The 21,084-nt window shown below is 71.5% G+C and carries 18 protein-coding genes and 3 tRNA genes; 10 read left to right on the top strand and 11 right to left on the bottom strand.

Annotation, left to right across the window (positions count from 1 at the left end; translation table 11 throughout):
* Positions 1 to 142: 142 nt before the first annotated feature.
* Entirely contained in the window at positions 143 to 583 is a 441-nt protein-coding gene (locus ACIBD9_RS04390) for a hypothetical protein (protein ID WP_396714410.1), read from the bottom strand.
* A gap of 130 nt (positions 584 to 713) precedes the next feature.
* On the opposite strand from ACIBD9_RS04390, the gene ACIBD9_RS04385 reads away from it, so the two are divergent.
* Positions 714 to 1,418 carry a DUF2786 domain-containing protein gene (locus ACIBD9_RS04385; protein WP_396714408.1) on the top strand — a complete coding sequence of 235 codons (705 nt, stop codon included), beginning with the start codon at positions 714 to 716 and terminating at the stop codon, positions 1,416 to 1,418.
* A 12-nt stretch (positions 1,419 to 1,430) separates the two neighbouring features.
* Here the strand turns inward: ACIBD9_RS04385 and ACIBD9_RS04380 are convergent, their stop codons facing one another.
* Positions 1,431 to 1,958 (bottom strand): SRPBCC family protein, encoded by a 528-nt coding sequence (locus ACIBD9_RS04380; protein ID WP_238660758.1) that lies wholly within the window; start codon positions 1,956 to 1,958, stop codon positions 1,431 to 1,433.
* A gap of 166 nt (positions 1,959 to 2,124) precedes the next feature.
* Here ACIBD9_RS04380 and ACIBD9_RS04375 point away from each other — a divergent pair, with 166 nt between their 5' ends.
* Positions 2,125 to 3,396: a hypothetical protein gene (locus ACIBD9_RS04375; RefSeq protein WP_396714406.1), complete on the top strand. Its 1,272-nt coding sequence runs from the start codon at positions 2,125 to 2,127 to the stop codon at positions 3,394 to 3,396.
* Positions 3,397 to 3,859: 463 nt separating this feature from the next.
* Here the strand turns inward: ACIBD9_RS04375 and ACIBD9_RS04370 are convergent.
* From ACIBD9_RS04370 to ACIBD9_RS04335, 8 genes are all read right to left on the bottom strand, one after another.
* Positions 3,860 to 3,933: transfer RNA gene (locus ACIBD9_RS04370), tRNA-Phe, on the bottom strand.
* 99 nt (positions 3,934 to 4,032) lie between these two features.
* A tRNA-Asp gene (locus ACIBD9_RS04365) sits at positions 4,033 to 4,106 on the bottom strand.
* Positions 4,107 to 4,163: 57 nt separating this feature from the next.
* Positions 4,164 to 4,236, bottom strand: a tRNA-Glu gene (locus ACIBD9_RS04360).
* 154 nt (positions 4,237 to 4,390) lie between these two features.
* On the bottom strand, positions 4,391 to 5,173 hold the full coding sequence (locus ACIBD9_RS04355; RefSeq protein ID WP_396714404.1) for a polysaccharide deacetylase family protein: 783 nt from the start codon (positions 5,171 to 5,173) through the stop codon (positions 4,391 to 4,393).
* Between the two features lie 75 nt (positions 5,174 to 5,248).
* On the bottom strand, positions 5,249 to 6,193 hold the full coding sequence (locus ACIBD9_RS04350) for a MerR family transcriptional regulator (RefSeq protein WP_396714444.1): 945 nt from the start codon (positions 6,191 to 6,193) through the stop codon (positions 5,249 to 5,251).
* Positions 6,183 to 6,803: an isopentenyl-diphosphate Delta-isomerase gene (idi, locus tag ACIBD9_RS04345; RefSeq protein WP_396714402.1), complete on the bottom strand. Its 621-nt coding sequence runs from the start codon at positions 6,801 to 6,803 to the stop codon at positions 6,183 to 6,185. Before idi ends, ACIBD9_RS04350 begins: the two co-directional genes overlap by 11 nt.
* Positions 6,800 to 8,281 carry a phytoene desaturase family protein gene (gene crtI / locus ACIBD9_RS04340; RefSeq protein WP_396714400.1) on the bottom strand — a complete coding sequence of 494 codons (1,482 nt, stop codon included), beginning with the start codon at positions 8,279 to 8,281 and terminating at the stop codon, positions 6,800 to 6,802. Before crtI ends, idi begins: the two co-directional genes overlap by 4 nt.
* A 28-nt stretch (positions 8,282 to 8,309) precedes the next feature.
* A complete protein-coding gene (locus ACIBD9_RS04335) occupies positions 8,310 to 9,452 on the bottom strand; it encodes a polyprenyl synthetase family protein (RefSeq protein ID WP_396714398.1) in 1,143 nt (380 codons plus the stop codon).
* A 65-nt stretch (positions 9,453 to 9,517) separates the two neighbouring features.
* On the opposite strand from ACIBD9_RS04335, the gene ACIBD9_RS04330 reads away from it, so the two are divergent.
* Together ACIBD9_RS04330 and ACIBD9_RS04325 are read left to right on the top strand one after the other, a co-directional pair.
* Positions 9,518 to 10,441, top strand: a complete 924-nt coding sequence (locus ACIBD9_RS04330) for a phytoene/squalene synthase family protein (protein WP_396714396.1) — start codon at positions 9,518 to 9,520, stop codon at positions 10,439 to 10,441.
* Entirely contained in the window at positions 10,438 to 11,763 is a 1,326-nt protein-coding gene (locus tag ACIBD9_RS04325) for a cryptochrome/photolyase family protein (RefSeq protein WP_396714394.1), read from the top strand. Before ACIBD9_RS04330 ends, ACIBD9_RS04325 begins: the two co-directional genes overlap by 4 nt.
* Before the next feature lie 9 nt (positions 11,764 to 11,772).
* Here the strand turns inward: ACIBD9_RS04325 and ACIBD9_RS04320 are convergent, their stop codons facing one another.
* Positions 11,773 to 12,849, bottom strand: coding sequence for a serine hydrolase domain-containing protein (locus ACIBD9_RS04320; protein ID WP_396714392.1), 1,077 nt, complete (start codon positions 12,847 to 12,849; stop codon positions 11,773 to 11,775).
* An 80-nt stretch (positions 12,850 to 12,929) separates the two neighbouring features.
* On the opposite strand from ACIBD9_RS04320, the gene ACIBD9_RS04315 reads away from it, so the two are divergent.
* The 6 genes from ACIBD9_RS04315 to ACIBD9_RS04290 all read left to right on the top strand — a co-directional run bounded on the left by ACIBD9_RS04315 (position 12,930) and on the right by ACIBD9_RS04290 (position 20,930).
* A complete protein-coding gene (locus ACIBD9_RS04315) occupies positions 12,930 to 14,417 on the top strand; it encodes a dihydrolipoyl dehydrogenase family protein (protein WP_396714390.1) in 1,488 nt (495 codons plus the stop codon).
* 93 nt (positions 14,418 to 14,510) lie between these two features.
* Positions 14,511 to 15,515: a LacI family DNA-binding transcriptional regulator gene (locus tag ACIBD9_RS04310; protein WP_238657870.1), complete on the top strand. Its 1,005-nt coding sequence runs from the start codon at positions 14,511 to 14,513 to the stop codon at positions 15,513 to 15,515.
* A 333-nt stretch (positions 15,516 to 15,848) separates the two neighbouring features.
* On the top strand, positions 15,849 to 17,228 hold the full coding sequence (locus tag ACIBD9_RS04305) for an ABC transporter substrate-binding protein (protein ID WP_238657871.1): 1,380 nt from the start codon (positions 15,849 to 15,851) through the stop codon (positions 17,226 to 17,228).
* A gap of 86 nt (positions 17,229 to 17,314) precedes the next feature.
* On the top strand, positions 17,315 to 18,271 hold the full coding sequence (locus ACIBD9_RS04300; RefSeq protein ID WP_387170612.1) for a carbohydrate ABC transporter permease: 957 nt from the start codon (positions 17,315 to 17,317) through the stop codon (positions 18,269 to 18,271).
* 11 nt (positions 18,272 to 18,282) lie between these two features.
* On the top strand, positions 18,283 to 19,170 hold the full coding sequence (locus ACIBD9_RS04295) for a carbohydrate ABC transporter permease (protein ID WP_387170614.1): 888 nt from the start codon (positions 18,283 to 18,285) through the stop codon (positions 19,168 to 19,170).
* 140 nt (positions 19,171 to 19,310) lie between these two features.
* Complete coding sequence (locus tag ACIBD9_RS04290) at positions 19,311 to 20,930, top strand: glycoside hydrolase family 13 protein (protein ID WP_396714387.1); 1,620 nt, start codon at positions 19,311 to 19,313, stop codon at positions 20,928 to 20,930.
* Positions 20,931 to 21,084 lie beyond the last annotated feature (154 nt).

Raw genomic sequence — 21,084 nt, 5'->3', positions numbered from 1 at the left:
GGTGGCGCCCCCCCGGGGGGGGGGGTGTGTGTGGGGGGGTGGGGGGGGGGGGGGGGGGGGGCGGGGGGGGGGGTGTGGGGGGGGGGGGGGGGGGGGGGGGGGGGGGGGGGGGGGGGGCGCCCCCCGCGACCGCGCGGGTCGGTCAGAACGCGTGGTACGCGATCAGCGGTTCGTACTCGTACCGCAGGTTCTCGAAGCGGACCCGGAAGTTGACGCCGTCCCGGACGTCGGTGGCCACCGTGATCCAGCCCGAGTTGGCCGGCAGGTAGGTCCAGTAGTTGCAGGCGCTCGTCTTGTCTACGAAGATCACGCACGCCTCGGTGGCGTACACGCTCGCGTTGCGGACGTTGATGTCGCGACAGCGCGTCGTGGTGCGGTACTGGCCGGCCGAGCCGCCGTAGCGGCCGGTCTCGAAGTACGACCGGACCGCCCCGCCGTAACAGGTGGCGAGTGGGGCGAACGCGTTCGGCCCGGAGCTGACCGGCGCCGTCGGTGTGGTCGGCTCCGCCCGGGCGGGCGTACCGGCGGCGAGCAGTGCGGTGGCCGTGGCGACGGCGAGCAGGCGAGCGGTCGGGGATGGCATTCGTTCGTTCCTCCGAAACAGTTAATTAACCGTCCGTATAGGACTGATCATCTGGCCGTGACGATGATACGTATCGATCGATTGCGGCGTGGCCCCGATGATGTCCGGCCCGTGTGGTAGCTCTTTAGGCATGTCCGAGGCCATGCTCAGCAAGGTGCGCAAGCTGCTGGCCCAGGCCGAGGACCCGGCCTGCACACCGGCCGAGTCTGCCGCGTTCACCGCGAAGGCCACCGAGCTGATCGCCCGCTACGGCGTGGACCGGGCGCTGCTCGCCGCCCGGGACCCGACCACCGACCCGGTCGGCGACCGAGTGCTGGACGTCGTCGCCCCGTACGCCCGCGACAAGGTCGGCCTGCTCGCCGCGGTGGCCGAGCCGCTGCGCTGCCGCTGCGTACGCCGTCGGCAGGGCAACGGCTTCGCCCTGCACCTCTTCGGCTTCGCCAGCGACCTGGAACGGGTCGACCTGCTCTTCACCTCACTGCTCGTGCAGGCGGCGCACGGCCTGGCCGCCACCGAGGTGCCCGCCGACGACCATCCCGCCGCCTTCCGCCGCTCCTGGCTGGCCGGCTTCGCGGAGGTGGTCGGCGGTCGACTCTGGGCGGCCGAGACGGCGGCGGCCAGCGAGTCGGAGGCACCGTCGATGGCGCTGGTGTTGGCCGACCGGTCCGACCGCGTGCAGCGAAGGCTCACCGAGGAGTACCCGCGGCTGCGTACCGCGCCGCCGCGCCGGTTGGGCGGCACCGGCTTCGGCTCGGGGGCGGAGGCCGGCCAACGCGCGAACCTTGGTGGCCGGGACCTTGGCGGGCCCGCTGCCGACCGGCGGCTCGGCCGGTGATCCGCTGGGTCGTCAGGCCGTCGTGGTGGGGCGGTGGCGCGACACCGTGGCGACGTAGCGGGTGAGCAGCTCGTGCCAGCCGGCGGTGAGCGCCTTGCGGTAACCCTCGGCAGCCTCGCCGTGCCGGTCGAAGTGCCGGTGCTCCAGCTCGACGCGGGTGCGGTCCGGCCCCTCGGAATGGAACAGCACCTCGACCTCGCTCGCGCGGGCCGGGTCCGGCACCGGCGCCCGGTCAGGGCCGATCTGCCAGACGAAGACCAGCCGGCGGGGCGGGTCCCAGGTGAGCACCCGGCCCCAGTCGGCGCGGAAACCGTACGGGCCCAGCTCGTAGAGCATGCCACCGGCCCGCGGCTCCATGCCCAGCTCGGCCAGCGCGTCCGGGCCCGACCACGTGTACTCGGTGACCCACCAGTCGGTCAGCTCGTCGGTGAAGACCGCGAACGCGTGCTCGGCGGAGCCCGGGACGAGAAGGCTGCACCGGAGAGAGAACTGGCCGACGTCCTGCCGGATGTCGGCCGGATCAGTCAATTCCTGTCCCATAGGCCCGGACCATACCGGCTGATGCCCGGCTGTGCAGCTTCGCGAGGTGCCTGGTTCCAGACACAGGGTCGCCGAGTCGTCACGGACGGGATGCCCCTCCGGAAAGCGGGTAACCGCGCCGGACGGCTCGGACGACCGGGCCGGTGTGCAGGCGGGGCGGGAGAGCATGAGCGAGAGCGGGCAGCAGCGGGAGCCGGACCGGAACGTCGACAGCGAGGACCCGGACGTCCTGCTCGACATTCCGAAGGTCTCCGTCGACTCCATCCGGCTGGCGGTCGACGGTCTGGAGGCCGACCTGTCGCTGCGGGCCCGGGTGGCCAACCTGCTCCAGGTCGACGCCGGCGTACGGGTGCACCTCAACAGCGGCGAGTTGAACGTCGACGGGGTGAACGCCGAGGCGCAGCTGCGGGTGCGGTTGGAACAGCTGACCAGGATCCTGGGACGAGCGCTCGACACGATCGACAACAACCCACACATCATCGAGGCGCTGGCGCACACGGCCGGCGCCGCCGTCGACGTGAACCGCAGCGCGCAGCAACTGGCCGCGGGAACGGTGGAGACCACTGCGTCGAATCGGCGTCCGGACGGCGTACGCGACGAGCCAGGCCGGCAGGTCGGCGCCGCCGGCCCCTTCGTCGACCGTGGCCGGCCGGGTTCCGCTCGGCCGCGTCCAGCTCTACCGGGCTCGGGCCGGCCGGGTCTCGATCGGCCGGGTCCTGGTCGACCGGGTTCTGAGCGGCCGGATGCGGGGCGGTCCGGTCCGGCCGGCGCGGAACCGGGTGCCGGAGGACCCGGGCGGCGAGCTGGCGGCCCGGGGTCGGATGACCAGGCGCAGCCGCAGGGCCAGCATCCGGAGGGTCGGCGTCCTGAGGGCCAGCATGCGCAGGGCCAGCGTCCGCAGGACCAGCAGCCGCAGGAGGGGCAGCAGCCTCAGGGCCGGCAGCCACAGGAGGGGCAGCAGCCTCAGGGTCGGCAGCCGCAGGAGGGGCAGCGACCGGAGGGCCGGCAGCCTGAGCGCCGGCAGCCTGAGCGCCAGCAGCAGGAGGGTCGGCAGCCGGAGGCCGGCGCGCCAGGTGGCCACCGCCCGGAAGGTCAGCGGCACGAGGGACCGCGTTCCGCCGAGGAGAAGCGGCCCGAAGGCTCGGACGACGGGAGGCGCCCGGGAGGGGCGGGCCGGGACCAGCAGCGCCCCGGGGAATCGGCGGGAGGGGCGAACGGGGAGACCTCGAACCAGCCCGGTCGGTCAGCCGGGCCCAGCCCGAGCCCGTCCGGGCCTGGCGACGGTGGTCTGCCGGGCGCGGCGCAGGCTGCGGCCCAGAGTGCGGCGCAACTTGCCGAGCAGGCGGGGGAGACGCTGCGGCAGGCCGGACGCAGCGTGTGGGAGGCGATCCAGGGCAGCGTGGCGCAGCACCGCCCGCCGGGTCGCCGCGACCACTGACGCCGCCTTATTACTTGTTACGCGGGCGGTCCCACCTGGGTGGCCGTGCACATAGGGCGCCAAGATCTGAGCATCTTCAGGGAAACTGCTGCCTGAGCCGGTCGGGAGGCAGCAGTTCCGGTGATAGTGCGTGGGACGCCGCTCGCGGTTGTCGTCCGAAGCGTCGCCGGCAGCGGTGCGTGCCAGGAGACCCTTCTCGCATGATCGTGCCCGATCCTTGATGTAGTGGCCTCGTGCGCGGGTGGAGGGCACTGTTTCCTGGATCGAGCACGGTCTTGGAGGTGCTCTCTTCGGCACCTGCCGCTGATGCCGCGGGGGTCGCGGGGTCGCGGCGCTGTGCTGCCGCGATCAGGGTCGATCAGGTGGTGGCGAGGCCGGGATGTCGGCTGAAGCACCGGAAACAGCAAGATCCCCACCTGCGTTTCCGCTGGTGGGGATCTCTGTAGCCCGGCGAAAGGCTATGTGGCCAGGGGCGGGGTCGAACCGCCGACCTTCCGATTTTCAGTCGGACGCTCGTACCAACTGAGCTACCTGGCCGTGTCGCTCGGCTCATGTTACCCGGCAACCGGACGAACCGGCGGCAAGGCGACCTGCTCCGATACGCAGAACGCCGCGCGGGGCGCGGCGTCGGCGCTGCGGTCCTGACGGGACTTGAACCCGCGACCTCCGCCTTGACAGGGCGGCGAGCACTCCAACTGCTCCACAGGACCTAGCTTGTGTTGCTCCGGCTTGCGCCGGTCTTGCCTTGCTCCGGCTTGCGCCGGTCGTGCCCCCAACGGGATTCGAACCCGTGCTACCGCCTTGAAAGGGCGGCGTCCTGGGCCGCTAGACGATGAGGGCGGCCCCGCCATCATTGCACATTCGCAACTTCAAGCGGACTTGCTCCCATCCGGCCCCGCCGGAGGCTTGGAAAGCATACGTGATGCTCCGTCGGTCGACAAAATCGGTATCCGCAAGGGCTTGGGACGGGCTGTAACCGCAGGTCAGAGCGTTTCTAGCGGAGTCGGGTGATGCCGAAGCGGTGCTTCAGGTCGGCGATCATCTTCGGGCAGGCGGCGAGCGTCGCGGCCCGATTTCCGCCCCCGTCGTGCAGGAGAACGATGGCACCGGGGCGGGTGGCGGCGTGGACTCGCTTGCCGATCGTGGCCGCGGTCGGCTTGTCCCAGTCCTGCGGGTCGACCGACCAGTGCAGCGGACGCATGCCGAGGCCCTTGGCCACCCCGAGCACCTCCGACGTCCACCGGCCGCCCGGCTGCCGGTAGAACGACACCTTCGCGCCGGGAACGGCCTTCTGGATGGCCTTGTTGGTGCGGTCCAGGTCGGCCCGGATCTCGGCGACCGGTCGCCGGGCAAGATCGAGGTCGTGTCGCCAGCTGTGGTTGCAGAGCTGGTGTCCCTCCCGGACGATCCGCCGGACCAGCTCCGGGTGGCGCTGCACCTCGCGACCGACGACGCAGAAGGTCGCGGTCACCTTGGCGGCCTTCAGCTGGTCGAGCACCTTGGGCGTCCAGGCCGGGCTGGGCCCGTCGTCGAACGTCAGGGCCACCGGGCGTACGCCGGTGTTGCGACCCAGACCGGCGGGGAGCTTGGCCGGCAGCGGCCGCAGTGGCGGCTTGGCTGGCTTGGTGACGCTGGGGTGCGGTGTCGGGGTGGGCGGCGTGGTCGTTTGCACCGGCTGTGGAGCGGCGGCGGGCGCGATGGTGCGCTCCGGCTGGGCACAGCCGGACAGGACCAGCGTCACGGCGAGGACGGGCGCCAGGATGGCGCGGGCTTGCATCTGCTCGCTCCCGGAGGGTCGGGGTAGGCGGACCCGCCCGACGGTAGTTCACGCCGCCAGTTGGCGACAGTGCGATCAATCACGCCTCGACTGGTCCAGGGAGTCGCGGACGGCGGCGGAGAGCGAGACCGCCTCGGCCAGGTCGACCGGCCGCACCACCCCGGCGGGCAGCGTGTCGGCCCGCCAGCCGGGGCCGGCGGCGAGCACCAGCAGCGGGCGCCGGGGTGCGGCGAGCAGCGCGGTGAGCTGGGTCGGGTCGGCGGTGGCCCGGGTGTGCGACCAGAGCACCACGGCGGCCGGTCCGGTCCGGTTGACCGCCTCGACGAGAGCGGCCACCGGCACCCGGGCGCCGAGCATCCGGTAGCTGACACCGGCCTCCGCGAGGGCTGCGGCCAACGCCTCCAGTGGCAGGGTGTGCTGCTCCTCGTCGGCGCAGGAGAGCAGGATCCGGGCCGGCCCGGTGGGGACCTTGGCCCGACTGGCCGCCGCGAGCGCCTCCGAGACGCAGCGGGACACCAGGTGTTCCACCTCGATCAGGCCGGCGGTGGCGGCGTGCCGTTCGCCGATGCCGGCGAGGACGGGGCGTAGCAGGCCCTCCCAGGTGGCGACGACCCCGCCGGCGGCCAGGGCGTGCGCGATCGTCTCGCTGATCGCCGCCGCGTCCAGCCGCATGGCGGCCCGGGCCAGTCCGCGGGCCGCCGGGCCGGCACGGCCGACCGGGATGGAGCCGCCGCCGTCACGGCCGGTCGGGTGGGTCCGGACGGGAGTGACGGTGCCGTTGGGCGACGGGTCGGGTGCCTGGCGGGCCCAGCGGGCCGCTTCGGCGGGGCTCACCCCCTCGGCGGTGAGTCGTCGCATGATCTCGAGACGGGCCAGATCGGCGGGGGTGTACCGGCGGTGGTGACCGGGGATGTGTTCGCTGGGCCCGAGCCCGTAGCGCTGGTGCCAGGTGCGCAGGGTCGTCACCGCGACCCCCAACCGGCGTGCGACCGCGCCCGCGCTCAGCGCCTCATCGACCACCCGACCGCTCCGCCGTGTCATCCGCCGACGATCCGGGCGGGGTCAGGGCCGGGCCGGTTGCGCCCGACCGGGACTCCGAGGGGCGGAGCAGCCGGTTCACCACCCCGCCCAGCCAGGGCGCGTACGACCGGGGGTCGAGCTTCAACTCGGCCTCCAAGGCGGTGGGGTCGGCCCACCGCAGCTCGGCCACCTCGTCCGGGTCGGGCAGGAGTGGGGCGCCGGGCAGGAACTCGCCGCGCAGCACGTGGTCGTACTCGAACTCGACCCGACCGGTCGCCGGGTCCTCGGCGTAGTAGACGTAGACGCCGACCTCGGTCAGCTCGACCGGGCCCGCGCCCAACTCCTCGCTCAGCCGTCGGTTGGCCGCCTCGGCGAGCGACTCCCCGGGCTGCGGGTGGCCGCAGCAGGAGTTGGCCCAGCGCAGCGGGAACCGGGTCTTCACGGCGGCTCGGCGCTGGAGCAGCACCTGGCCGTCCGGGTCCACCAGCAACACCGAGAAGGCCCGGTGCAGCTGCCCCGGGGGTTGGTGCGCGGCCGCTACGGTCGTCTCGCCGTGGGCCGTGCCGGTCTCGTCGACGAGTTCGACGAGGTGCTTCTCCCGGCTGCTCATCGGCCTTCCCCGGTGATCCGGCCGGCGGCGAGCTTGCCGGAGATGAGCACCATCGGCACGCCGACGCCGGGTTGGGTCCCGGAGCCGACGAACACCACGTTCGACAGGTCGCGGTGCAGGTTGGACGGGCGGAACGGGCCGGTCTGGAAGAGCGTGTGCGCGGCGGCGAACGGGGTGCCGGCGGCCATCCCCTGCTCCTCCCACTCGGCGGGGGTGATTGCCCGGAGCACCTCGACCCCGGCGCCGAAGCCGACGTAGCCGCGCTCCTCCAGGGTGCCGATCAGCTGGTCGGTGTAGCGCTGGGTCAGGTCGCCCCGCCACTCGAACGGCGCCCGGTGCAGGTTGGGCACCGGGGCGAGCACGTAGTAGGTGTGCCGGTCCGGCGGGGCGACCGCGGGGTCGGTCCGGCTCGGGTTGGTCACCAGGAGCGACGGATCGGTCATCAGCTCACCCCGTCGGATGACCTCATCGAAGGTGCCCTTCCACGCGCGTCCGAAATGGATGTTGTGATGGGCGATCTTCGCATAGCCCTGTCGGGAGCCGACGTGCAGAACGACGCAGGACGGCGAGTAGGTGAGCTGGCGCCGCGGCGCGGCGGGGAGCAGGTCCCGGTAGGCGACCGGCAGGTCGGGGTTGAGCACCACGACGTCGGCCGGCACCAGGTCACCGTCGGCGGTGAGCACGCCGGTGGCGCGGCCGTTCGCGGTCTCCACCCGGGTCACCGTGGTGTCGTACCGGATCTGCACGCCGTGCTTCTCGGCCGCGCCGGCCATCGCCCTGGAGACCGCGTGGATGCCGCCGCGCGGGAAGTAGACCCCGGCCACCGAGTCGAGGTACGCGATGACCGCGTAGATGGCCAGCGCGTCGTGCGGCGCGAGGCCGGCGTACATCGCCTGGAAGGAGAAGATCCGCTGGGTACGCGGGTCCCGGAAGAACTGGTTGATCTTCGTCTGCAGGCGCCGGAAGGCCCCGCCGCCGAGCAGCTTGAGCAGGTTGCCGGTGATCAGGTCGGTGGGCGCGTCCAGGTTGCGCTCGATGAAGTCGGTGCGCTCCAGCCGCCACAGCTCCCGCGCGTACTCGACGAAACGCAGGTAGCCGTCGGCCTCCCGGGGCCCGCAGACCCGGGAGATCTCGGCCGCCATCCGGGTGGTGTCGGTGAGCACGTCGAGGGTCGAGCCGTCCGGGTAGTACGCCCGGTAGGCGGGGTCGAGCGGGGTCAGGTCCAGCCAGTCGCGCAGCTCCTCGCCGACCGCGGCGAGCGCCTCGGCGATCAGGTCGGGCATGGTGAGCACGGTCGGGCCGGTGTCGAACTCGTAGCCGTCCACGCCGAGCCGGCCGGCCCGCCCGCCGGGCACCGGCTCGCGCTCCAGCACGGTCACCTGTCGACCGCTGCCCGCCAGGTGCAGCGCGCAGGCCAGCCCACCCAGCCCGGCCCCGACGACCACCACCCGGTCGGTCCGTCCTGTCACCGTCCGCACGTGACCACCTCCTCGCTCAAGTCGCTCATCAGGCCCGCCGGTTGGCAGCGGCGGTAGCCAGCCCGGTCAGCGCGGTCCGCGCCGTCTGGTCCACGGGTGCGGCGTCCAGCGCGGCCAACGCGTCACTCACCCGCTCGGTGATCATCTGCTCCACCCGGGTCACCGCGCCGGTCTCGGCGACCAGCTTGGCGAGCGTGTCGACCGGTCCGTCGGCGGCCCGATCCAACGCGGTGAGCTGGGCCGGCGTGGCCAGCTCCCGGGCCAGCATGAGCAGCGTGGTGGGCTTGCCGGTGCGGAGGTCGTCCCCGGCCGGCTTGCCGGTGGCCGCCGGGTCGCCGTAGACCCCGAGCAGGTCGTCGCGGAGCTGGAACGCCTCGCCGACGGCCAGGCCATAACGGGTGTACGCGGAGACCAGCGGATCGTCGGCGGGCACCCCGGCCAGGCAGGCCCCGAAGAGCAGTGGGCGCTGGACGGTGTAACTGGCGGTCTTGTAGCGGGCCACCCGCAGCGCCCGGTCGACCGACCAGCTGGCCGGGTCGTTCTCGCCGAGCACGTCGAGATACTGCCCGGCGACCGTCTCCACCCGCATCTGGTCGTAGCAGCGGCGCACCTCGAAGAGCCGGGTCGACGGCACCGAGGCGTGGGCCAGCAACTGGTCGGCCCAGACCATGCAGAGGTCGCCGATGAGCACTGCGACGGCGTCACCGAACCGGCCGGGATCACCTCGGTGGCCGGCGGCGACGTGCTGTTCGGCGAGCGCGACGTGTGCGGTGGGCCGGCCACGGCGGGTGGTGGACGAATCCATCACGTCGTCGTGCACCAGCGCGAAGGTGTGCAGCAGCTCCAGCGCGGCCAGCGCGGGCAGCACGGGCGGCAGCGCCGCGGTGCCGCCGACCGCCCCGCGCCAACCCCAGTAGGCGAACGTAGACCGGATCCGTTTGCCGCCGGCCAGGACGGCCTCCCGCGCGGTGGCGGCGAAGCTGCCCATCGATGGGTCGATGTCGTTGAGGGTGTCGACCTCGGCGGTGAGGAAGGCGTTCAGGGTCTCGTCGACCGCCGTGACCAGATCGTGGGTGTACGCGGCCAGAACGGCGCGGACCGGATCGTCCCCGTCCCCCGGCCCTGTCGGCGCCACGCGGGTCACGTTGCCCGCAACTGCGTCGTTGGCCATGCGGCTGAGCGTACCCTAGGCTACGAGTTGCGTCGATTGGTGCGTCGATAAATGGAGGAGGGCCGGTGGAAACTGATCTCACCGCTGCCTATGACCGGTGCCGTGAACTGCACAAACGCCACGGCCGCACCTACTATCTCGCCACCCGACTGCTCCCCGCTTGGAAACGACGACATGTGCACGCCCTCTACGGGTTCACCCGGTACGCGGACGAGATCGTCGACCGCACCGAGGAACTGCCGCCGGCCGAGCGGGCCGCCCTGCTGGATCACTGGGCCAGTCAGTTCGTTGCCGGTCTGCACGGGGCGCCGGTCGACGACCCACTCCTGCCGGCCGTGCTGCACACGATCGCCGTCTTCGATCTCGACCGGGACGACTTTGCGTCGTTTCTGAAGAGCATGGCGATGGACCTCACCGTCACCGCGTACCCCACCTACGACCACCTGCTCGACTACATGGAGGGCTCGGCGGCGGTCATCGGCACCATGATGCTGCCGATCCTGGGCAGTTCCGACCCGACGGCGGCCCGGGAGCCGGCCCGGCAGCTCGGCTTCGCCTTCCAGCTCACCAACTTCATCCGGGACGTCGCCGAGGACCTCGACCGGGGCCGCACCTACCTGCCGGACGAGGACCTGGCGAAGTTCGGGGTCACCCGCGAGGAGCTGGCCGAGGCCCGCGCCCGGGGTCGCGGTACGCCCCGGACCCGCGAGTTGATCGAGTACGAGGTGACCCGCGCCCAGGCGCACTACGCCGCCGCCGCACCGGGCATCACCATGCTGGCGCCCGCCTCGCAGGCCTGCATGCGCACCGCGTACGCGCTCTACGGCGGCATCCTGGACGAGGTGGCCGCGCAGGACTACGACGTCTTCGTCCGGCGGGCCCTGGTGCCGCAGCGGCGACGGATCGCGGTGGCCGCGCGGGCCCTGCTCAGCTCGACCGGTACCCCGGTCGTCATCCCCGGGCCGACGATCCACCCGGAGAGCCGGTGACCGCGAGCACGGCGATCGTGCTCCTCACCCGCGACCTGCGGGTGCACGACCACCCGGCGCTGGCCACCACCTGTGCGGCCTTCGACCAGGTGGTGCCGCTGTACGTGCTCGACCCGGCGCTGGCCGACTTCTCCGCCAACCGCACCCGCTTCCTGCACCAGGCCCTCGCCGACCTGCGCGCCCAACTTCGTGACCGTGGTGGCGACCTGGTGGTCCGGCACGGCGACCCGGTGGCCGAGACGATCCGGCTGGCCGACGAGGTCGGGGCGACCGGCGTCGCGCTCTCGGCCGACGTCAGCCACTACGCCGCCCGTCGGGAGCGGCGACTACGCGCCGAGTGCGAGCGGCACCGGCTGCACCTGCGTCTGTTTCCCGGGTTGACAGTGGTCGAGCCGGGCGCGTTGCGGCCCGGTGGTGGCGGTGACCACTACCGGGTGTTCAGCCCGTACCACCGGGCCTGGGCGGCCAACCGGTGGCGCGAGGAGTTGGCCGCGCCACGCCGGCTCGCGCTGCCCGACCGGGTGAGCGTGGGCCGGCTGCCGACGCTGCCGGCCGGCGACTCGCCGGACGCGGCCATCGGCGGCGAGCGGGTCGCCCAGGCGCGGCTCACCGACTGGCTGCCCGACCTGACCCGGTACGGCGATCAGCACGACGACATGGCCGGCGACGACACCTCCCGGCTCAGCCCGTACCTGCGCTTCGGCTGCGTGTCGCCGCTGGCGGTGGCGAACCGCGCCGGGGACCGGTCCGGCCCGTTCGTCCGGCAGCTCTGCTGGCGGGACTTCTACTACCAGGTCACCGCCGCCTTCCCGGAGATCTCGACCGCGGCGTACCGGCGGGGCGCCACCGAGCAGTGGCGCTACGACGACGACGCGTTGGCAGCCTGGACCGAGGGACGCACCGGGATGCCGATCGTCGACGCCGGGATGCGGCAGCTGCGGACACAGGGCTGGATGCACAACCGGGCCCGGCTGATCACCGCCGGCTACCTGACCAAGCACCTCGGGCAGGACTGGCGGTCCGGAGTCGCGGTGTTCTTCCGCTGGCTGCTCGACGGGGACGTGGCGAACAACTCCGGTAACTGGCAGTGGGTCGCCGGCACCGGCAACGACACGAAGCCCTACCGGGGGTTCAACCCGGTCCGGCAGGCCGAACGGTACGACCCGGACGGTGACTACGTGCGCCGGTGGGTGCCGGAGCTGGTCGGGGTGCGGGGCAAGGCGGTGCACCAACCGTGGAAGCTGCCGGACCAGCTCCGGACCGCCCTGGACTACCCGCCACCGCTCTCGGTGCCCGGCACCGACCCGGTCTGGCTGCGTTGACGTACGGCGTCAGAGCACCGAGTGCAGGGCGTCGGCCAGCTCGTTGACCCGGTCGTGTTCGTCCAGCCGGGCCGTGGCGTACGCGCAGGCGTAACCGAGTCCCGGGTCGGCCCACGCGCCGCTGCCGCCGAGGCCGCCCATGCCCCAGCTGCCGTCCGGCTCCCGCTGCATGCCCAGCGTCCACTGGGCCGGACGGTCCAGCACCAGGTCCGGCCCGTCGTACTGCACCCGGGTCGTCTCTGCCACCAACTCCGGGCTGAACAGCCGGACGCCGTCCAGGACGCCGCCGGCCAGCAGGCCGGCGTAGAGCCGGGCCAGACCTGACGCGCTGGCGTGCAGGTTGACCGCCGGCATCTCGGCGCCTCGCCACAGCGGGCTGTTCAGCACGGCCAGGTCCAGCCCACCGGCCGGGTTGCCCATCGCGCGCGCCCGCAGCGAGCCCGGCTCGCCGAGCTTCCGACTCGGCCACTGCGGGTCGCCGTAGCGCAGGTCCGCGCAGCGCCGCTGGTCCGCCCCGGCCAGCCCGAAGCCGAGGTCGAGCTGCCACCTGTCGGCGATCTCCTCGGCCAGGAACCGGCCCACCGACCGTCCGTCGACGCGGCGGACCAGCTCGCCCACCAGATGCCCGTACGTCCACGCGTGTTCCCCGGCGACCGAGCCCGGTGACCACTCCGGGTCGGCGGCGGCCAGGTCGCCGGTGAGCAGCGCCCAGTCGGCGATCGCGGTGGCCGGTCGGGGCACCGGGAAGGCCGGCAGCCCAGCGGTGTGCGACAACGCCTGACGCACGGTGGCGGGAGTGCGGAACTCCGGCCAGTAACGGTCCACCGGCGCGTCGAGATCGACCTTGTCCCGGTCGACGAGCATCAGCAGGCAGAGCGCGGCCACCGGCTTGCCGACCGAGTAGACGTTGACCAGCGTGTCCGGCCGCCACGGCTCGCCGCCCGGCCCGTCACCGGCCCGGGAGCCGCCGACCAGGTCGACGACCGGCTCACCGTCGTACCAGATGACGAGGCTGGCACCGGTCTCTCGGCCGGAGGCGAACAGGTCGTGGAAGCAGTCCCGGACCGGGGCGAAGCGTGCATGCATCCCGCCACGGTAGGCGTCCCGGACCGTGAGCGTGCCGACTTTTCCGCCGACCTCGGTGGTCGGGGTGGTGCCGCTGGGGGATGCTGTTCGGTGTGGCGGAGCCGGAGCTGGTGGATGTGGTCGTGGTCGGGCTCGGAGTCGGTGGCGAGGAGGTGGCCGAACGGCTCGCCGAGGCCGGCCTGAGCGTCGTCGGCGTCGAGCGGGATCTGGTCGGCGGGGAGTGCCCGTACTGGGGCTGCATCCCGAGCAAGATGATGATCAGAGCGGCCAACGCTCTCGCCGAGGCTCGCCGCGTCGACGGGCTCGCCGGGACGGCGCAGGTCCAGCCGGACTGGGCGCCGGTGGCGAAGCGGATCCGCGAGGAAGCCACCGACACCTGGGACGACACGGTCGCTGCGGATCGGTTCATCGGCAAGGGCGGCCGGCTCGTGCGGGGCAGCGGCCGGCTCGACGGTCCACGCCGGGTCCGCGTCGGTGACCAGGTGTTCGAGGCCCGACACGGGGTGGTGCTGGGCACCGGCACCCGTCCGTCGGTGCCGCCGATCGACGGCCTGGCCGACACGCCGTACTGGACCAACCACCAGGCGATCGAGGCCGAGGAGTTGCCGGAGTCGCTGCTCGTGCTCGGCGGCGGCGCGATCGGCCTGGAGCTGGCGCAGGTCTTCGCCCGCTTCGGGGCCCGGGTCACCGTGGTCGAGGCGCTCGACCGGGTGCTGGCCATCGAGGAACCCGAGGCGTCCGAGGTCGCCGCCGCGGCGCTGCGCGCCGACGGCGTGGAGATCCACACCGGGGTACGCGCCGAACGGGTCGACCACGACGGGACCAGGTTCACCCTGCGCGGTGGCGGCGGCGCGGAGTTCACCGCCGAACGGCTGCTGGTGGTGACCGGGCGCAAGGCCCATCTGGCCGAGTTGGGTCTGGACACCATCGGCGTGGACGCCAGCCAGCGCTACCTCCCGGTCGACGACCGGCTGCACGTCACCGACGACGTCTGGGCGGTCGGCGACATCACCGGCGAGGGCGCCTTCACCCACATCGCCATGTACCAGGCGGGGATCGTGATCGCCGACATCCTGGCCCGCGCCCGCCAGGCGAAGGCCGGGGCGGACGCCAGCGGCACCTCCAGCGTGGTCGGCGGAGCGATGGGCGCGTCCAGCGCGCTGGCGTCCAGCGGATCGAGCGGGTCCGCCGGCACCGTCCCGCGCGCCGACTACCGGGCGCTGCCCCGGGTGACCTTCACCGACCCCGAGATCGGCGCGGTCGGGCTCACCGAGCAGCAGGCCCGCGAGCGCGGCATCAACGTGCAGGTGGGCTTCACCAAGCTCGGCAGCTCGACCCGGGGCTGGATCCACCGCGTCGGCGACGACGGTTTCATCAAGCTCGTGGCGGATGCCGACCAGGGGGTACTGATCGGCGCGACCTCGGTCGGCCCGGCCGGCGGCGAAGTGCTGTCCGCACTGGTGGTGGCGGTGCACGCGGCGGTGCCGCTGAGTCAGCTCCGGCACATGATCTACGCGTACCCGACCTTCCACCGGGCCATCGAATCCGCCCTACGCGACCTGTCCTGACCCTCAGCCCGCGCAGCAATCAAGCAGCAGGTCAGCAAACGCTGGACAAATCGCTGTTCATTTCTTTCATCCAGGTGACGTACGATTGCGACCGTGACCAAGCGGTTGACTGAAGTTGCCAAGAAGGCGGGCGTCAGCGAGGCCACCGTCAGCCGGGTGCTCAACGGCCGCGACGGGGTCTCCGAGGCGACCCGCACCGCCGTGCTGACGGCCCTGGACGTGCTCGGTTACGAGCGACCGACCAAGTTGCGCGGCGAACGCGCCCGGCTGGTCGGGTTGGTGCTACCCGAGTTGCAGAACCCGATCTTCCCGGCGTTGGCCGAGGTCGTCACCGGCACCCTGGCCCAGCGCGGCTACACCCCGGCGCTCTGTGCCCGGACCATCGGCGGGGTCTCCGAAATGGACTACGTGGAGATGCTCCTCGACCACCAGGTCTCCGGGGTGATCTTCGCTGGTGGCTCGTACGCGCTCGCCGACGCTCGACACGACCACTACCGTCGGCTGACCGACCGAGGGCTTCCGGTCGTGCTGGTCAACGCCGGTGTGGACGAGTTGGGTTTCCCCCGGGTCTCCACGGACGACGCGGTGGCGGTGGAGCAGGCGTACGGCCACCTGCGCTCGCTCGGGCACGAACGGATCGGGATGGTGCTCGGTCCGGAGGGGCATGTGCCGTCCCGGCGCAAGCTCGACGCGATGATCCAGGCCGCGGGCTGGGACGAGGGCGACGCCGAGTGCGTCGAGCGTTCCAGCTTCTCGATGGAGGGCGCGCGGGTCGCCGCCACGAAGTTGGTTGAGCGGGGCGTGACCGGCATCATCTGCGCCAGCGACGTGCTCGCGCTGGGCACGATCCGCGCGGCTCGCCGGTTGGGGCGTTCGGTGCCGGCCGACGTGTCGGTGGTGGGTTTCGACGACTCCGCCTTCATGACGTGCACCGACCCGCCGTTGACCACGGTGCGGCAGCCGATCGAGACGATGGGGCAGGCCGCCGTGGATCTGCTGGTCACCCAGATCGAGGGCGCCGGCGTACTGCAGGACGAGTTGCTGTTCGAGCCGGAGCTGGTGGTGCGGGGTTCCACCGCGCCCGCTCCCGGCCGCTAGGCACCACCCCGTACGACGCTTCGGCCGTCGACCGCCTCTCGCGGTCGGCGGCCGTTTTCGTCGTTGCCCGCCATGGCCGGCATCGACCGGGTCGAATGACCGGCCATAGGGGACCAATGGTTGGCAAATCGGGCTGCTTTCAAAGCCTTGCCAACATCTGCCGTAATCACGTCGTGTCCTTTCGGAACAGGGTCGATACCTTGCCGAAATGAGTCGGCCTCGCTACAGTGACTCCACTCACACCTGGCTCCGACGCAGCTACTGGGCGTCAGGTCGTATCACCGCAGATCAGCGAAGGTCATTGGAGACACCCGTTCCCGAAGGGATGGACAGATGTCCGTACCGCAATACCGAAAGGCTGCGGCGGTTGCGCTCGTGGCCGGCCTGGGGCTCAGCCTCACGGCATGCTCCACGAAGAGCGACGACAAGGGCTCGAACGCCGGTGGCAAGGTCACCATCACGGTCGACTGTCAGCCGGTCGGCGCCCAGAAAGAGCTGTTGAAGAACTGGAACGACGACGTCGCCGAGTTCCAGAAGCAGAACCCGGACATCACCATCAAGAGCGTCAGCGTCGGCGAGCAGTGCAACAACCCGCCGGACTTCACCGCCCGCCTCGCCGGCGGCACCGTGACCGACGTCTTCTACGGATACATGACCGATCTCCAGCAGGTGCTCGACTCCGGTCAGGCGATGGACATCAGCCAGCAGGTCAGCAAGGACACGATCCCGACCTGGGACAGCGTCGACCCGGCGCTCAAGGAGGTCTTCACCGACGGCGGCAAGCTCTACGCCGTTCCGGTGAAGAACTACTCGATGGGCCTGGTCTACAACAAGGCCCTGTTCCAGCAGGCCGGGCTGGACGTCAACAACCCGCCCAAGACCTGGGCCGAGGTCCGCGCCGCCGCCAAGAAGATCTCCGCCCTCGGCAACGGCATCGCCGGCTACTCGGAGTACAGCGCCGGCAACACCGGCGGCTGGCACTTCACCTCCCTGCTCTACTCGCAGGGCGGCCGGGTGCTGACCGAGGACGGCAAGAAGGCCGACTTCAACAACGCCATGGGCAAGCAGGTCCTGCAGAACCTCAAGGACATGCGGTACGGCGACAACAGCATGGGCGCCCGTCAGCTGCTGCAGTGGGGCGACCTGCTGACGAACGCCGGCGCGGGCAAGGTCGGCATGTTCATCGGCGCGCCGGACGCGACCCAGGCGATCGTCAGCCAGTTCCAGGGCAAGTTCCAGGACTGGGCGATGGCTCCTCTGCCCGGCCAGGACGGCGCGGCGAAGGGGACGCTCGGTGGTGGCGAGGGCTACTTCTTCAAGAAGGACCTCACGCCCGAGCAGGTCAAGGCCGGTCTGAAGTGGATCGCGTACCAGAAGCTCACCCCGGGCAAGGGTCAGTTCGACTACGTCCGGGCCAAGCCGCAGAACTACCCGGTGGGTCTGCCCCAGCCGCTGCTCTTCGCCAACGGCAGTGACGCGCAGAAGCAGGAGCTGGAGCTGCGCAAGGCGAACGCGAACGTGGACACCGCGAACTTCGCGCTCTTCGAGGCGACCCCGGTTCCGATCAAGGGTGAGCCGCGCAATGCGCAGGCCGTCTACGCGGTGCTCGACGCCGCGATGTCGGGTGTGCTGACCAACCCGAACTCGAACATCGACGCACTGCTCAAGACCGCCGAGGAGAAGGTCAACCAGCTCCTCGCCGCCGAGAGCTGACCGATCGTGTGGGGGTCGGGACGCCGACCCGACCCCCACGCCACTCGCACCACGTCTCGACGTCACCGACTCACCCAGGAGTTGCCTTGGCGATCACCACCGTCCCGGAGACCCCCAGGAAACCGGGCCGCCCGCCGTCGCCGTACTCGGCGAGGCCGCAGCGCACGAGCCTCGGCCGCAAGGTACGGGACAACCTCACCGGTCACGCGTTCCTGATCGGGGCGGTGCTCTGCTTCGTCGTCTTCTCCTGGTACCCGATGATCCGCGGCATCGTGATGAGCTTCCAGCGCACCCGGCGTGGCGAGACCACCTGGGTGGGTTGGGACAACTACTCCCGCATCATCGCCGACCCGAGCTTCTGGACGGCCTGGCAGAACACCTTCTACTTCACGGTGCTCGCGCTGGCCCTCGGGTACGTGGTGCCGTTCTTCGTGGCGATCCTGCTCAACGAGTTCCGGCACGCCAAGGGGTACCTGCGGATCCTGGTCTACCTGCCGGTGATGCTGCCGCCGGCGTCGGCGCTGTTCCTCTTCAAGTTCTACGCGTACGACCCCAGCGAGGCGGGTCTCTTCAACGCGATCCTGAAGGCACTGCACCTGCCCACCTCGCAGTGGATGCAGTCGCCGGAGATGACGATGCCGGCGATGGTGGTGGCGTCGACCTGGATGAACATGGGCGGCGCGGTGCTGATCTACCTGGCGTCGTTGCAGAACATCCCCGGCGAGCTGTACGAGGCGGCCGAGCTCGACGGTGCCGGGATCTGGCGCCGGATCCGACACGTGACGATCCCGCAGACCCGGCTGATCCTCGCGCTCCTGGCGATGTTGCAGATCGTCGCCACGATGCAGCTCTTCATCGAGCCGCTGATCCTCGCCAACGGCGCGGGCGCGGAGGACTCCGCGACCTCGGTGGCGTACCTCATCTACCAGCACGGGTTCTTCCAGAACGACCTCAACGGCGCCGCCGCGCTGGGCGTGATCATGCTCGTGGTGCTGGCCGGCTTCTCCGCCGTGTACGTGCGACTGACTGCGAAACAGGACTAGGACGGCGAGGAATGGCACAGGATTCCGGAACCCGGACCCTCATCTCCCAATCCCAGCTCAGCCGGGGGCGCGGCCGGGTCATCTACTGGACGCTGCTGGTCGTCGTGGTGGCGGGGTTCACGCTCGTCTTCCTCGGACCGCTCTACTGGATGGTCACCGGCGCGCTCAAGTCCGGCCAGGAGATCGCGCAGACCCCACCGTCGCTGTTCCCGAAGGACCCGCAGCCGCAGAACTACATCGACGCGTGGAACAACCTGGCCCTCGCCAAGCTGCTCTTCAACACCTTCTACTACGCGATCGGCGCGGTGCTGTTCCAGCTCGTCTTCGACAGCGCGGCGGCGTACTCGTTGTCCAAGCTTCGACCGATCTTCGGCAACGCGATCCTCGGCCTGATGCTGGCGACGCTGATGATCCCGGCGATGGTCCTCATCGTGCCGCAGTACGTGACGGTGCTCGACCTGCCGATCCTGCACATCAACCTGCTCGACTCACCGTTCGCCATCTGGCTGCCGATGGTCGCGAACGCCTTCAACATCTTCCTGCTGAAGCGGTTCTTCGACTCGATCCCCGAGGAGCTGATGGCCGCGGCCCTGATGGACGGGGCGTCGTCGCTGCGTACGCTCTGGTCGATCATCCTGCCGCTGTCGCGCCCCATCCTCGGCGTCGTCTCGATCTTCGCCGTGACGGCGGTGTGGAAGGACTTCCTCTGGCCGAAGCTGGTCATGCCCTCGCCCGAGACCCGGACGGTGAGCGTCGGCATCTACACCTTCGCCGGTGGCACCCCGATGAACGTGGTGATCGCCGCGTCGGTCATCGCCGCGATCCCGACAGTCATCATCTTCCTGATCTTCCAACGGAACATCATGTCCGGTCTGACCACGGGCAGCATCAAGGGCTAGCCCCTACCGCATCCTTCCGCGCGGCGAACAACGACCGTTCGCCCGACACACGACCAGGTCCGGCGATCCCGCCGACGTACTGACGCAGAAAGCAGGTGCTCGTGTCCACAGCTGACAGAAGTCCGTGGTGGCGGGGAGCCGTGATCTACCAGGTGTATCCCCGGAGCTTCGCCGACGGCAACGGCGACGGCATCGGTGACATCGCCGGCATCCGGTCCCGGCTGAACCACCTGTCCGCGCTCGGCGTCGACGCGATCTGGTTCAGTCCCTGGTACCCGTCCCCGATGGCCGACGCCGGCTACGACGTCTCCGACTACCGCGACATCGACCCGGTCTTCGGCACGTTGGCCGAGGTGGAGGCGCTGATCGCCGAGGGGCACGCGCTGGGCATCCGGACCATCGTCGACGTGGTACCCAACCACTGCTCCGACGCGCACCCCTGGTTCCAGGCCGCGCTCGCCGGCGGTCCCGGCGCGCCGGAACGGGACCTGTTCTGGTTCCGACCGGGCCGAGGCCCGAACGGCGACGAGCGACCCACCGACTGGGTCGGCGAGTTCGGCGGCGAGACCTGGACCCGCACCACCAACCCGGACGGCACCCCCGGCGACTGGTACCTGCACCTCTTCGCCCCCCAGCAGCCGGACTTCAACTGGGACCACCCCCGGGTACGGGCGGAGTTCGAGGACATCCTGCGGTTCTGGTTCGACCGGGGGGTGGACGGCATCCGGATCGACTCGGCCGGGCTCCTGGTCAAGGACGGGACGCTGCCCGAGGTCCGGGAGGACGAGCCGCACCCGTTCCATGACCTCGACGGAGTGCACGACATCTACCGGGGCTGGCGTCGGGTCGCCGACGAGTACCCCGACCGGGCGCTGATCGGTGAGGTCTGGCTGCCGGACCGGCAGCGGTTCGCCAACTACCTGCGCCCCGACGAGCTGCACGCCGCGTTCAACTTCGACTTCCTCGGCTGCGCCTGGGACGCCGCGGCGCTGCGGGAGAGCATCGACGGGACGCTGAGCGCGCACGCGCCGGTCAACGCGCCGGCCACCTGGGTGCTCTCGAACCACGACGTCACCCGACACGTCACCCGCTACGGTCGAGCGGACACCCGGTTCAGCTTCGCCGCCAAGCGCGAGGGCATCCCCACCGACCTGGAGTTGGGCACTCGCCGCGCACGCGCCGCCGCGCTGCTCTCGCTGTCGCTGCCCGGCGCCGCCTACGTCTACCAGGGCGAGGAGCTGGGCCTCTACGAGGTCGAGGACATCCCGTACGCGCTGCGGCAGGACCCGATGTGGGAGCGGTCCGGCCGGATCGACCCCGGTCGGGACGGCTGCCGCGTACCGCTGCCGTGGGGCGGGGACGAGCCGCCGTTCGAGTTCAGCCCCGTGGGCGCCGTCGCGCCGTGGCTGCCGCAGCCGGCCGACTGGAAGGACCGGACGGCCAGCGCGCAGACCGGCGACTCGGCGTCGATGCTGGAGCTGTACCGGGCGGCGATCCAGGCCCGAAAGGCCGACCCGGCGCTCGGTGACGGCGAACTGACCTGGTTGCCCGCCCCGGAGGGGGTGCTCGCGTTCAGCCGCGGTGGTGGCTTCAGCTGCCTGGTCAACCTGTCCGCCGAGGCGGTGCCGATGCCAGCTCAGGGGGAGTTGCTGCTGGCCAGCGGGCCGCTCGACGACGGGTTGCTGCCGTCCGACACCGCGGTCTGGCTGCGTACCGCCGAATCCACCGACGGGCCGCGGGGGGCGGACGGCCCGGCCTGACCTGACTCTGCTCGCCGTGGGGGGGGGGGGGGGGGCCCCCCCCCCCCCCCCCCCCCCCCCCCCCCCGGGGGGGGGGGGGGGGGGGCGGCGCCCCCCCCCCCCCCGCGGGGGGGGGGGGCGGGGCGCGGGCGGGGGGGGGGCGCGCGCCCCGCCC

The sequence above is a fragment of the Micromonospora sp. NPDC050784 genome (assembly GCF_044456765.1).
In the GTDB taxonomy this organism is placed as follows: Bacteria; Actinomycetota; Actinomycetes; order Mycobacteriales; family Micromonosporaceae; genus Micromonospora; species Micromonospora foliorum.
Note: the sequence above shows the minus strand (reverse complement) of the source record. Positions and strands in the feature narration are given on the sequence as shown.

Coding starts and splice junctions, on each gene's coding strand:
- ACIBD9_RS04390 (WP_396714410.1), bottom strand. CDS start 583: ATGCCATCCCCGACCGCTCGCCTGCTCGCCGTCGCCACGGCCACCGCA.
- ACIBD9_RS04385 (WP_396714408.1), top strand. CDS start 714: ATGTCCGAGGCCATGCTCAGCAAGGTGCGCAAGCTGCTGGCCCAGGCC.
- ACIBD9_RS04380 (WP_238660758.1), bottom strand. CDS start 1,958: ATGGGACAGGAATTGACTGATCCGGCCGACATCCGGCAGGACGTCGGC.
- ACIBD9_RS04375 (WP_396714406.1), top strand. CDS start 2,125: ATGAGCGAGAGCGGGCAGCAGCGGGAGCCGGACCGGAACGTCGACAGC.
- ACIBD9_RS04355 (WP_396714404.1), bottom strand. CDS start 5,173: ATGCAAGCCCGCGCCATCCTGGCGCCCGTCCTCGCCGTGACGCTGGTC.
- idi (WP_396714402.1), bottom strand. CDS start 6,803: ATGAGCAGCCGGGAGAAGCACCTCGTCGAACTCGTCGACGAGACCGGC.
- ACIBD9_RS04335 (WP_396714398.1), bottom strand. CDS start 9,452: ATGGCCAACGACGCAGTTGCGGGCAACGTGACCCGCGTGGCGCCGACA.
- ACIBD9_RS04320 (WP_396714392.1), bottom strand. CDS start 12,849: ATGCATGCACGCTTCGCCCCGGTCCGGGACTGCTTCCACGACCTGTTC.
- ACIBD9_RS04315 (WP_396714390.1), top strand. CDS start 12,930: ATGCTGTTCGGTGTGGCGGAGCCGGAGCTGGTGGATGTGGTCGTGGTC.
- ACIBD9_RS04305 (WP_238657871.1), top strand. CDS start 15,849: ATGTCCGTACCGCAATACCGAAAGGCTGCGGCGGTTGCGCTCGTGGCC.
- ACIBD9_RS04295 (WP_387170614.1), top strand. CDS start 18,283: ATGGCACAGGATTCCGGAACCCGGACCCTCATCTCCCAATCCCAGCTC.